A 13266-nucleotide genomic window follows, 5' to 3' on the forward strand; every position below is an offset into this window, starting at 1 on the left:
CTCGCGGATCCTGGCCTCCCGCTCAGCTAGCTCGCGGTACAGGCTGGCGTTCTCTATTGAGATAGCCGCCTGGGAAGCGAGCAGTGTGAGGACCACCATTCGAGCAGGAGTAAACGCGGAAACCGTAAGATTGTTCTCCAAGTACAGCATCCCAATCAACCTGGTCTGCTTAAGTATCGGCAGACAGAGGACTGACCGTGAGCGGTGGCCGCGAATATAGCCATCCTCTAAGAACGTGTTCTGACTGGAAGCATCGTGCAGGAGAACGCTTTCCTTTGTCCGAAGGACGTAGTGAAACATACCCTTCGGTAGATCTGCGGCCGTGACGCGTGCATGTTTCAAGATCACATTCACATTGTCACCGCTGGCTGTGGCCTCCGCTGCAATCTGATACTTGTCGCCTTGAGGAAGAATCAAAAGACCACGATCGGCGCCCGCGTGTTCGATTGCCGAACTCATGAGCGTGTTGATTAACTTCTCGAAAACGATCTCGCCTGACACTGCTTCCGAGACTCTGATTACGGTAGACAAATCGAGCTGCTCGATTGGAGTCACTATGGTCGCCGTGGAATCCCGCATCAACTTGTCCACTTTGAGCTGGGGATAAAGCGCCTCGAGTTGGCGAACCTTTCCATCGGCTCCCCAGCGCAGGTAGCAGGCCCGCGCGGCCTCCAAATGGCTCGCCGCGATCTTCTCGTAACCGTGCTCTGCGTAGAAACGCCCGGCAGTCTCGTTGGCAATCGCCTGGTTTTGCACGAACCCGCACTTGCGAGCCTCGCGAATGGCCTTGTCGTACAGCTCCTGAGCGTTCACTAGCCGGCCCTCAATGCGGGCGATCTCGGCGCCGACCAAGGCAGCGCGGTCTTCGAAGGTTTCGGGATTCACCTCCGCCCATTCCTGGAGCTGCTGGTAGTGGTACAGCACAGAATCGAGATGTCTCGTTCTCTGCTCCGGTGTGGCGTGATCACAGGCCGCCGCATGCGCCAGCGCGCCATAGAGTCGATACTCCGCCGCCTCGAACATTGCCGCCGACGTCCAAAGCAGCGATTCCGCGTGCAGCGAGGCGTCGACCGCCGAGGCAAGGTCTCCGGCGAAAAAGTGCGCCTGCAGCTTTCGCGTCCAGTAATAGAACTCGGCGAGCACCAGGTCGGGGCGGGTGGCCAAGCGGCGTTCAGTATCGAGTTCGCTGTACCCCTCATAATCCAAGCACCCGAACGTCGCAGTCAGCCCGCGCAAGGTGAGGATCAAACCGAGTTGTGCTTCGCAGCGCTCGATGACCAGGCCGAAACGCACCCTCCTCGCAAATGCCAGGCCGTTCTCGCATTCCTTTTGCACTTCCGCGAGTGGATCTCCCGCGGCGAGGCAAACCGTGACGATCAGCAGCTCGCACTCGGCTGTCAGATACTCGATCGAGAAGATGAGCTGGTGATTACGTTCCCAAGTCTCTTCTGCAAGAAGAGCTCTGCCCGCCCCGAGATACTTGAGCGCCGCGTCATATGCTGTCGAGAGTTTCGCACGCCGGCCTGCGATCAGATTCAGTTCTGCGACGCGCTCGCGATCTTCGACAGAGGTGATGAGATGGGAGCCCCGGTTGAGTTGATTGACGATATCAAATATCGCCGCCTCGCGCTTTTCAGTGGGGGTGTGCTCCGCGAGGAGCATTCCGATGCGCAAGTGAGCCTCGGCGCGCAGCTCCTGCGGGATCAGCGAATAGGCGGCTTCCTGCACGCGGTCGTGCAGGAAAGTGTAGGAATTGTCGGCACGGAAGATGAGGCCCGATCGCACGGCTTCCCAGAGATGGTCGTGCATGTCCTCGACCGAGCCCTGATACCCCATTCGCAGCGTCTCGAATTCTGCACTGTTGCCCATACAGGCGAACTGTTGGAGTACCTTCTGGGTTTCTGGCGGAAGGCGCTTCAACCTCTCGACCATCAGCTCTACAACATTGGCCGTGATGCCTTTGGCACGAATGCGGGGCAGGTTCCATATCCAACGCCGCGCGCGGTAATCGAATGTCAGCAGGCAATCGTCCGCCAGAGTAGAAATGAACTGGATGGCGAAGAACGGATTGCCCGTGGTCTTTTCGTGAATCAAGTCTGCCAATGGAGCGGCGCGGTCCAGCTGGCAATGAAGTGAGTCCACAAGCAGTTCACCTAGATCGCCACGACTGAGTGGTGTGAGAACGATGTCCTGCACTGCCGCTCCGGCCTCACGGATCGCTTCTAGCTTACGTACCAGTGGGTGCGTGGCATCGACCTCGTTGTCCCGATAGGCACCAATGAGCAGTAAGTGCTGCAAATCGCTTCGGGTCAACAGATCTTCGAGGAGGTCGAGTGTGGCGACATCCAGCCATTGCATGTCATCGAGGAAGAGTGCGAGTGGATGTTCAGGTCGCGCAAATACGCCGATGAACCGTCGAAATACGATCTGAAGACGTCTCTGCGCTTCCTGCGGCGGCAATTCGGGCACTGGCGGCTGCTCGCCGATGACATGCCTCAGTTCCGGGACGAGATCGACGAGGAGCAGTCCGTTCTGACCCAGCGCCTCACGAAGTGCATCCTGCCATTTGCGCAGGTCTTCCTCGTTCTGGCTGAGGAGCCGCCGGATAAGGCTCTGAAACGCCTGGGCCAGCGAGGCATGTGGAATGTCGCGCTTGTACTGGTCGGATTTGCCGGACGCAAACAAGCCGCGTGGCGGCACGAGTGGTTTGTGGAGCTCATTGACGACTGCGGATTTGCCGATGCCGGAGTATCCGGAGACCAGTACCAGTTCCGCTCGGCCACCGCCAACGATGCGATCGAAGGCCGTGAGCAGAGTGTCAACCTCGCGGTCTCTCCCGTACAACTTCTCGGGGATCATAAGACGGTCCGGGATGTCGCGAGTGCCAGGAGTGAAGTCATCGATCCACCCCTGGGACTCCCATTGGGACTGGCAGCGCCGAAGATCGCTCTCGACTCCCCCCGCTGTCTGATACCGTTCCTCGGCCGACTTGGAGAGCAGCTTCATCGTGATTGCGGAGACCGAGGCCGGCACGGTCCCTACCCGCTCACTGGGTGCGGCGGGTTGTTTCGCGATGTGACAGTGCACCCATTCCATCGGGTCAGAGGCCGTGAACGGGAGACCTCCAGTCAGCATTTCGTAAAACGTCACTCCAAGCGAGTAAAGATCGCTCCGAGAATCGATCGAACGGTTCATTCGTCCGGTCTGCTCGGGTGCCATGTAGGCGAGCGTTCCCGCGATGAACTCGGGAGTTTCGGGCGACTGGCGCTCGCGCGGAAGTTGGGAGGCAACCCCGAATCCGGTGAGCCACGCGTTGCCGGTGTCGTCGACGAGGACATTCGCAGGCTTGAGATCCTTATGTATGAAGCCCTGCTGATGGACTTGACCGAGTGTTCTTGCCAACCCAATGGCTGTGCGAAGGAAGCGGCTCAGGTCGAGAGGTTGACCCTGGTCACGCCCAAGAATCCGATCCAGCGGCTGACCACCAGGGTCCGTGAGCAAGAGGATCGTCCGACCTCGGTGACGAGTAATGGCCAGAGGCTTCGCGGCCCACGCGGGGTCGAGTTCGCCTGCGAACGAGTATTCGTGCACAAGCCGCCGGATACTCTGAGGCGACGGCTGTTCAAATAGTGCGATCGCCAGGACTGGCGAGGGGTCGTCGGGCTTTCGGCCGCGGAAAAGGGTAAAGTCCGCGCTTTCCCGCAGGGGCGTTAGCACGTACCCCGACAGCCCCGGGCTAGGTGACATTCTTGTCGCCACGGCATCACGACTTTCGGAATCGACACTAGAAAGACGCAACAGGAACGAAATATATCAATGGCAAAGCCGGCCGGAGAGTCGGTTCAACCTTGTCTAACGCACTGAAACCCCTTTCTAACGAACTGAAAAGGGGCTTTTCATCTACTGCCGCGGCGCCTCGACGTGAAACCTTATCTTGTCGCTCTAATGAAATCACGTCGTGCAAGTGAAATAGTCTAACGATTGGTTCGAGCAGCCGTCCTTGAGACGACTCATATCTCCAGCATCGCGATGTTCAGCTCGAAGATCGTTGTTCTTTGAATGGGTCGCCGTAAATGTGATATCCGTTAAATTCCCATAAGCCCGGCGCTTCGCGATCCAACAACTCGATCCCGCGCACCCACTTCGCGCTCTTATACGCATAGAGGTTTGGCACCATGAGACGCAGCGGGTAGCCATGATCAGACGTAAGCGGTTCGCCGCCATGACGCATGGCGAAAATCGTCGTCGGGCGCAGAAAATCCGAAATTGGCAAGTTTGCCGTATAGTTGTTCTCGCCATGGACCATCACATGCCGCGCCTCTGGCCGCAGCTTCACTCGCTTCATCAATTCTGTGGCGAGCAATCCTCCCCAATGGTTGTCGAACCGGCTCCAGCCGTTGACGCAGTGCATGTCCGCAAATACTTCGCTCTGCGGCAGGCTGGAGAACTCTTCCCACGAAAGCCGCAGCTGCTCCTCGACCAGGCCGAACACGCGAAACTCCCACGTCCTGGGACGAAAGATCGGCACCGAGCCCACATGCAGCACTGGCCACTTGAGGGTCAGCGACTGTCCTGGAGGCAGCCGCCCAGCAGCACGCATCTCACGCTCCCGTTCGCGTCGCTCGTTCGATTGCATGAATAGCTCCACCGCAAAATTAAGGCGCGGCCTCGTTGGCGCACGTAGTAGGTAGCGGGGCCTGAGACACGTCAGCCGGGTTGCGGCGGACATAGCAAATTAGGTTTCTGGTACCCCACACTCCGAGAAGGGACACATGATGCTAGTCCACCGAAACGGCGAAGGGGGAGCCTCATTGTTCCCCCCTCGCACATCTTGGAGTTAGAACTACTCAGACTCAGGGAGCAAGCCAGGAACAGTCTTGCTGGTATTGTGACGGAAAATGTTGACGGCTCCGATCACTTCGCCCTCGTTGTCTCGAATTGGAAAGACATTAACGAGCGCCAAAAGACGATTACCGTTGGGCTGCTCGCAAATCACATCGGCGTTCCGAACGGTGGCGCCGTTGTTGATCACCACGGAAGGTGGTGCAAGTTCGTGCGGCATCACTTCACCCGAGGGGTAACGAAGAAGGTGTGACCCGCAATACTTTTCCGACGTTCCCAGAGATGGCGTGCGTCCCCAACCCGCGATTGCAGCTTTGTTGCACTTGACGACCGTGGCATCCTTCTCGAGAACGTAAATCCCTACTGGGATGGAATCCATTTCCGCTTGGTCCGCAAGAATTCCTTTCGCGATGAGGTGACCGTCGACAAGTTCTCCTCGGAAGTCGATTTTGTCGAAGTTGCCATCCAAAATCATCGTGCTTGTTGCTAAGCCCGCACCTGTCACGCTGGCTGCCATTTCAACCTCCTTTGCGCGAAAGAATCAATAACCGATGCGCCATTTGGCCCGTTTGCCAAGATGACGCTTACGCCGGAAACCTCTCAGTACTTCCGAACCCAATTTTTGGCACACGTAACACTCTGGAATGCCGCCGATATCAGTCATGGCACACCCACGGAGCACCTGCTCCAGCGGCATGGTCGGCGAAACTCCTCGAGAATCACTCCTCCCATCCGCACCCGGACGAGATGGCCGACGCTCCGCCTAGATTTGTTCCGTACGTACGAGAATGCCATAAGTGCAGTGCCGGTTGCCCATAAACTTTGGCTTATGTCGATAAAGCTGTGTTCTCGTCGTCGACCTGTGCTCAATTGAGCGGGTGGTGACGATCCCTAGTCGGCCAGCCCGTCTGACGGCGGCGAGCTGCGTTAGTATCCGTGAACCTTGGTGTACCCGCGCATCCCCTAGGAAAAGAAGCTGTTCTGGTTCCAGGATAAAAGACTACGGTCGTGTGTGGATGCCCCGTCGATGCAAGTAATTTTACGGATGCGGCGATGATCGGGTGCGGTCATGTGTCAAGCGACGAGGGCCTCCGCCTTTTTCGATCTCGGCGGAGCTCGGAACGACACTCATCCACCCGAACTCGGTCGATTGCAAAGCCGTAGCGAACGGGCGGCCTAAGGACGCATGGCACGCAAGGTCGATGGGCGCTGCCAATCCGGGAAGAACAGATGACGCCAGCCACTGCGATCGAATTTCTTCCAGGTGCCCTCCCGCTGGGCGAGGCGATCGGTAATGGCGAAGACGACCGCCGGGTGATGACCTAGCCCACAGTGACTGCCATAGACCTCGATGTTTTCGGCCAGCGGCCCGTCCTTGTTCAGGCAGGTTTGCCAGGCGCAGATACCGTCGGACCGGCTGAAGATTGAGGTGGTCGCGACAGGCGGCGTCTCGGCCAGAGCGTCTAACCCATCCTGATCTTCGATCTTGCTGCCGCTCACCAATTCGTAGGTTCGCCATGCATTGGTCGATTTGGGCGATCCCGCGAACGGACTGCCAAGAGTGATCAGGCAGCGCACCTTGTCGGGCGCTATCTTCGCGAGCCGGCGAGCATAGAGGCCACCCAGGCTCCAGCCGACGAGGCTCAGTCTGTGTTCGCCGTAGCGCTCGAACAGCTCATCGATACGCGCGAGCATGTTGCGCTCGAGGTTGGGGCGGAGGCCGAAGTTCCGCCCTTGCTTCCAGCCATGCGCGTTGTAGCCGCGCGCATTGAGGAAGCTCCGGAGCGCCCTGGTACTGTTGTCGTCGGCAAGCAAGCCGGGCAGCACGAGGACCGGATGCCCATCGCCCCTCGGAGTGACGGAGGCAAGCCACGGCCGAGCAAGCCAGAAAGCGCAAAATTCCGGCAGGACCCGCGCTTCCAGGAACTGGAGAACGGTGGAGGGGGGCGGAAGCGTCGCGTCTGCGGCAGACATCGGCTTGCTCCATTGCGTTGTGCGCCGCTACACCGATACGTGTTCGCCAATCGTCTGTCCGTTCGAACGTCGAGTGTGCTGCGACCCTCTCACGATGCGTCGACAGCACAGACGGCTCAACTACACGGAGGTCCATTCGACTACCGTGTTGGTATTGAGGCCTACGACGTTGGTTCACGATTGTTGGTGCGTAAACGAATCTCGACGGGATGGGCGGTCGCTCTGCGTCGAACGATCTGAGTAAGAGGATGCGCTCGCAAGCCGGGAAGGCAGCGAGGCTCGCCATTAAACCAAGGTATTGGATCCCGTTACCAAGACTGCATTCGGAACGCCCGTCGTCCAATGGAGGGCCCTTCTCGGCGGCATTAATTTGCCGACAGGCCCGCCACTACCGGTCGTGAAGCGGGACAAGCAGCTAAGCCGCCTCGAACGTCAAAGGTCGAACGATGCCCGTAACATCACGATCCTTGCCCGTCAGTACAGCGCACCAGTCCAGCAGCAATCGGTCAGTCGCATACATCGGCACCGCTGGCATCCTTGCGGTATTCATGCTCGGCTTTGCCTGGGCGCCGAAGGCGAGGGCGCAGGCCAACGGCCATCATCTTTATCACGCCGACTACTATTCCAAATGGAAGCAGCCAGGGACCGATACCTCCTGCTGCAACGGCAAGGAGACGAAGGACGGCAACATCGGCGGTGACTGCTACCCCACGACAGCCGAAGTCCGCGACGGCCATTGGTGGGCCAAGACGGACGATGGTCAATGGGTGGTCGTCCCCTACGACCGTATCCTGCCAGAGCGAAATCCGGACATCGAGCGAGCTCATCTCTGCTTCAGCTACGGCCGCGTACTCTGTTTCGTCCCACCGAACACGGGCACATAGGCGCACCGCCGGCGTGCAGATCTAGCCCGGACTCTGACGGCCGCGAAAGCACGGTGCATAGAATTGCTCGTCCTCACGACCAAGTCGATGAGCTTCTACGGCAACCGCAACACCAGTGGTGGAGTGAGCCGAATGAACGTGCCCTTCGGCACAAGGGGTTCCAATCCATCGGTCGCAACCGCCGTTACTTCTCCGAGGACCGAACTGTCATCGCCGCTCGTATCAATAGGCGAATCGGCATCAGAACGACGACGTAGACGGAGATCAATACTATGACCCTCACTTTCGCAAGAACCAGGCAAGCCACCCAGCTCGTCACGCCCCTCACGTCCACGTCCAACGCTGCAAGGAACAACGTTCAGAATCTTCGCGCATTTCATTCCGATTTGGGAACCCTGATGGCAATGCTAGAGGTCGACGTGATCACCTTGACAGAGTGCTCGGTCAGCCGAAACTGGCAGCTGTCATTTCCCGCGTCGGAGACGGCTGGCATTCACTACAACCTCGAAGGAATCGGCCAGATGTGCGTCGGAACTGGGCCCGCAATCCCGCTGACTCCGCACACGTTGGTCATCACGCCCCCAAAGCAGCCCTTTCGGATCGATGCCGCAAACGGCCGAGGAGCGACGTCAAGGACTGGAGTGCAACAAGCGCAGTGGAAGTCGGGCGACGTCTCCGGGACAGCGAAGAGAATCAGCGCCGGCAGTAGCGACCCGGAGGTGATCATGATATGCGGCTGCTTCCATGCATCTTATGGCTCCTCTATTGATCTCTTCGCTACACTGGCGTCACCGATCGTTGAGCGCTTCGATGCCACCGATCAGCTCGGTTACAGACTTGAGGCAGCTTTGGCGGAACTTGTCGATCGGCAGGTCGGCATGGAGGCGATGGCGACAGCGCTGTTAAAGCAGGTTCTGATTACACTCCTTCGTCGATCTTTGAGTTCCGGAGACTTGCGGCTGGAACAGTTCTCGATCCTGAGCGATCCTCAGGTCACGCGTGCTTTCGCTCGGATGGCGGCCAACCCCGGCGCACCGCATTCAGTGACGACGCTGTCCGAGACCGCTGGGCTTAGTAGATCGGCATTCATGGCTCGTTTTACCGGCGCGGTCGGATGCTCGCCGATGGTAGCACTGCGCCAATTGCGTATGCGCCAGGCTAGCAATCTGTTGACTGCAAACGTGCTCTCGATCGAACAGATTGCACACGCAGTCGGGTATGCGAGCCGCAGCAGTTTCTCCCGTGTCTTCCGGCGTGCCTTTGGCAATGATCCGGCCGATTATCGTGCGCTGGCGGTGCTCTCGGCCCCGAACGACGCGGGAGCCGGACGCGGACCAGCGAGATAACCGATTGATCGTCTCAGGTCCGACTGAATGAAGGGTCACTTCGAGCGAAAACCGTACGTTCCCTCGCCGGAAGGAGCGCCGGTAGTGACGCAGACTCACTCGAGACTGGATGCCGGCTGATTGCGGGTGGGATTTCCCGCATGGGCTTCCCTGGAAGACGCGCACGAAACAGCCGCGACTGAGGCACCCGGTGATCGACCGCCCTCCCCTATGAAGCTCGGCACTTGCCACAGATCAGAAGGATTTTAGGCTCACCTTCCTCGCCAACGTAGCGACTAAGTATGCCTTCCGTCGTTTGGATGCGGCCATCATTCGTCTTCGGAACCGACGTGGCGTGCCGGCCTCTGGTAATTCAATCCGAACGGCGCAATCAGTGCGCGCAGTGAGAGGTTGATCAACGCTTCATTGGGAAATGGCATTCGCCCATGCCCTTGCGGTTGTAGTGAATGCCCGGCGCGTCGCCCTGCCCTGGCTAGGCACGCGCAGGGTCGTCAGCAGGCCATCTCGGCTCGGGCAGGAGCGACATCAGGATCGCCCCGACATTGCCCCAGTCATCAGGCCGAGCTTCGTCCCGCGGTCCTACAACAGGCCAAAACTCGCCATAGCATCCGGGCCATCGAACTGGTGTTCGCTCGGCGTCGGTCCACGGCCGCGTTCTGTGCCGGCGCACCAGCTTCAGGTACAGATCGAGGAAGGCCGGACCGGCGGCCCAAGTGAAGAGCCGTGCTCGCCGCAGTCGAGTCCCACCCAGGGGATCATCGCCGTTACAGCAGGACTACCGGCCGTTGCTCTGCGTCCAGTCCTTGTAGATGTTGTCGAACTTGGCGTGGCCCGGGTGCTTCCGTTTGACAAATGCCCTCCACGTCCTGCGCCCCCGCCCTCGTCTCTCCGAAGAAGATGAAAGCGACCATGAGGACGGAAAGTATCACGGCGAGCGTGGCCGTCCAATGAAGGTTGACTGTACCTGAGAGCTCTGGGGCGTACCGTAACTGGCGCTCCTCGCCCTGCAAGAAGCAGAGTTCCGAGCAGTAGTAGCGGTGCGCGTCGCGCACTTTCCATATGCGGCGAGCCGGTGCGAGACGGTTTGCACACCACTTGCAGCGGGAGGAATGGCTGTTGACGCTGAGCGGTACGTCGAGAGAGTAGCGCATATCAGTCTCCTACGGACAATGATGGGGACATTGGCGTCCACTGCCGACATCCGTCCGACCGCCGCAGAAGTTCGTAAGAGATAGTGATGGACGAACAGCAAGAAGTGTTCGCGCCCTGGCCACCGCTGGTAGTCGACCTGGTGGCAAGGTGGTGGTCTTCGTCCTAGGTCCTGACTTTCCGCCCAGTGGCGAAAGCGAGTATGAAAATGCCGAGAAGCGACAGAAGCACCACAGCGGATACGTGTGAAGTCGGGCGGGACAAGTAAGCGCAAAGGCCATTGTCACACTAGTCGTTATGATCGCCTTCATGCTGATTCCAATTCTCCTTAGCCTTACTTCTCGTAGAGGCACGTTCCCGATGATTGCGTGAAGTCTCCACGGGAGCAGATCCGGAGTTTAAGGCGGAAGTCCAAGTTGATTGTCCCGGATACGTGGCCACACGTCTGATCCTGCGAGCTGCTGCAGGTCGTTGCTGCTGGCATTGTTCAGGCGAAAGCTCGGCCATCGCGCGACCTGCTCGAGGCCGGTCGGCGGCAAGCCGGCTTGCCGGACGAGAGTGTACCGTGGGTGCGGCTTCGGCCGATTTCGGTGTCGGCGGCCAGCACAGCGGACGGACAGCAGTCAAGGGGGTGCCTGGCCCCCACTAGCGTTGTGCCATTTACAAATCTTGCTCTGTCCGCCTCAGGCGGACTCGTGAGAGCAAGACGGTAACTATCCGGCCCAAGGTCGAATGGAAGGAATTTTGAAACTGCGTTTGGCAGCTAGCAGGGGCACGGCAAGATGGTGCCGCCATCCAGGAGCGGCGACCGCACTTGGCCCTGCCGCGACGTAGCGTGATGTTCTAGTCAAGTCCGCAAAGCGGACACGGATCTCATCGCGCTCAGCACTTCGCCCTACCAGTGCACGGCCAATCCGGCAGTACGAGCATGCTTGGCTGATATACCCATTGCCGATCTCGCTTGGTCTGTCGCTATGTCGATCGCCTCATCGTTAATCATTGCGCACTGCCCTAGGGAGTGGCCCTTCACGACGGAGTCCATGCCACGCCAGCAGGCTATCGGCGAAGAACGCAACAAGCGAAGCGACCGTACAACTCAAAGCCACGGCGAAGAGTCCAATTAGCCAACTATCTCCTCCTGCCTGGCTGACGCTCCCTAGAAACAACACGAGGGCAGCGCTGCAGGTCAAGCAACCGCCGATCGCGCCGAGAGCGACGGCCGCGTCCAACATTGAAGCGCGTTGAGCAAGGCGTAGAAGATGAGCCTGCAATCTTGCTCGCTCATCGAAATTGGCCCCGCCGTCTAGTAGGCCGGTGACATGCGTTATGTGATCGGCGACACGTACGATACGTGCATTGAAGACGCGAGCAAGTCGCCGATACCGGTCAGTAAAAACACCGGTGTAAGTGCAATCTGGATAAGGTGGGCCAGTCCATCGATATGACCCTCCATCACGCACTCCGGCAATCAGATTGTTGCAAACGAAAAGTCAATCTTCGACTGCTTCTCGAAAGCCGACACGGAACCAGCCAAAACAGTCAGGGCACGGGCATCCGGCCAGGCCAACAAGTGAGCTGTAAGGTGGCATCTCTTCCGCACCAAGGGCACTTCCTTTCGTCACCGCGCCGACATAAATGATCGAGGTAACTGAGAACTCAAAATCCTCCCTGGTCAGCCAATGCCCAGCTTGTCGAAACGGTCCAACGACGCGCGTTGGAACCCAAATAATCGGCATCCAAGGCAGGGCGAGCTGAGCGCCATGCACTGGAGGCGGGCTGATCAGTTTCTGAGCTGCGACAATTACTCGTTGGTGAAGCCCACGACCGGACAATTCACCAGGTTTCCGATCGTCCTAACCGGACCTCCGCCGGGACTTACCAATAGGCCCGTTTCGCTCTTGGCTGTAACGTCGTCACCGTCGGTGATGAGTTTTCGTTGATTCTTTTCGATAGCCTCTTTGGTCCATTCGGCCAGCTGAACATCCCACATCGGCGAATATCCGGCACTGATCTCCTTGAAGTTCGCAAGGATGTCGAGTGAAGGGCCTTCGCCACTGAGGGCACTGTTGAGCCCTTGACGCTCAGGGTCGTTTTGACCTGTCCTGCCATTTACAATCGTGTAGATGATCTCCGTTGCGCCACTTTGGAGGACGTCACTTTCGGCCGGCGCAAAGGTAGAGGCCTCGAGCACTGCCGATTCTTCAGAGTTGGCGTCGAAGCTGAGGTACCGCAAGTGCTTTCCGTCAGCAAATCCGAAGCGCAGCTTCAAGTCGACGGTGCCATTGTCAGGGCAGATGTTGGCTACCGAGTCGGTCACAACCGAGTAATCGGGATTGCCGCCGCAGAACGAGAGTTTTTCTGGTCCGACGTTGAACGCGATCATGGGTGCGTTGAAGACAATGTCATCACGGTTTGTCACCCGAACCAACGGGCTGTAGTGCGCATCCCCAACAGACCCGGCTCGCGCCAACCTAGGCGGGAAGAAGTTTGGCGTCTCTCCTGCCGTTAACGTTTGAACGGGTGAGAAATCAACCCGACCCGCTTTGAAAGTGAAGTCGTTGGACTCGTCCATTTGCGCAGCCCGCGTGCTCGCGAGGTCTTTGGCCTTACTGAGGCTTGGTGCCCATGTGAGGCCCATCTTCCTGGAGGTGGCGAAATCGCTTACATCGGTGAGAACGAACCACACAGTCTCTCCAGAGGAAAGGCGGCCACGATGAAGCGGCAATCTCACCACCTCTCTTGCGAGATCGACTTGGCCAGATGTGAGGAATAGCTTCGTGATTCTCTTTTCGGTGGATGTGTCCGCCGCCGAACTCGCATCCGTCAGGAGAAAGGACAACGAAAGCGCCATCACCGGCCCGCAAACGCATTTTCCAAGAAGTTTGTTTGACTTCATCGTCGCTCCTTTTCGGCCCTCAACGATCGGCTTCACCTTTTGGAAATTGCGCACCTATTTCTTCAATCCCGGATAGCCGCGTACGTAGATCCAATCCGTGTCCTTGGCTGGGATGTGGCAACCCAGGCAATCAGTGCGAAAGTCCTTCGAGGTGGTCTTGGCCGGGTTGGCAGCA

At 58.5% G+C, this 13266-nt stretch carries 8 protein-coding genes; 2 read left to right on the plus strand and 6 right to left on the minus strand.

Going from position 1 to position 13266, the window contains the following annotated elements; translation table 11 throughout:
* The 4 genes from RSO01_RS37645 to RSO01_RS37660 all read right to left on the minus strand — a co-directional run.
* Positions 1-3747 (minus strand): ATP-binding protein (locus tag RSO01_RS37645; RefSeq protein ID WP_147155753.1); only part of this gene is annotated, 3747 nt, incomplete at its 3' end.
* A gap of 286 nt (positions 3748-4033) precedes the next feature.
* Entirely contained in the window at positions 4034-4636 is a 603-nt protein-coding gene (locus RSO01_RS37650) for a sulfite oxidase-like oxidoreductase (RefSeq protein ID WP_147155754.1), read from the minus strand.
* Positions 4637-4843: 207 nt separating this feature from the next.
* Positions 4844-5359 (minus strand): PAS domain-containing protein, encoded by a 516-nt coding sequence (locus tag RSO01_RS37655; RefSeq protein ID WP_218037587.1) that lies wholly within the window; start codon positions 5357-5359, stop codon positions 4844-4846.
* Between the two features lie 659 nt (positions 5360-6018).
* On the minus strand, positions 6019-6816 hold the full coding sequence (locus RSO01_RS37660; RefSeq protein WP_147155755.1) for an esterase/lipase family protein: 798 nt from the start codon (positions 6814-6816) through the stop codon (positions 6019-6021).
* 548 nt (positions 6817-7364) lie between these two features.
* Between RSO01_RS37660 and RSO01_RS37665 the strand changes: the two genes are divergently transcribed.
* Entirely contained in the window at positions 7365-7700 is a 336-nt protein-coding gene (locus RSO01_RS37665) for a hypothetical protein (RefSeq protein ID WP_147155756.1), read from the plus strand.
* Positions 7701-7972: 272 nt separating this feature from the next.
* Positions 7973-9046: a helix-turn-helix domain-containing protein gene (locus tag RSO01_RS37670; protein ID WP_147155757.1), complete on the plus strand. Its 1074-nt coding sequence runs from the start codon at positions 7973-7975 to the stop codon at positions 9044-9046.
* Positions 9047-11187: 2141 nt separating this feature from the next.
* On the opposite strand, the gene RSO01_RS50065 is transcribed toward RSO01_RS37670, so the two are convergent.
* Together RSO01_RS50065 and RSO01_RS37680 are read right to left on the minus strand one after the other, a co-directional pair.
* Positions 11188-11655, minus strand: a complete 468-nt coding sequence (locus RSO01_RS50065; RefSeq protein ID WP_218037588.1) for a DUF2721 domain-containing protein — start codon at positions 11653-11655, stop codon at positions 11188-11190.
* A gap of 341 nt (positions 11656-11996) precedes the next feature.
* Complete coding sequence (locus RSO01_RS37680) at positions 11997-13091, minus strand: DUF7482 domain-containing protein (protein ID WP_147155758.1); 1095 nt, start codon at positions 13089-13091, stop codon at positions 11997-11999.
* Positions 13092-13266 lie beyond the last annotated feature (175 nt).

Source organism: Reyranella soli (assembly GCF_007992495.1).
Taxonomy (GTDB): Bacteria; Pseudomonadota; Alphaproteobacteria; order Reyranellales; family Reyranellaceae; genus Reyranella; species Reyranella soli.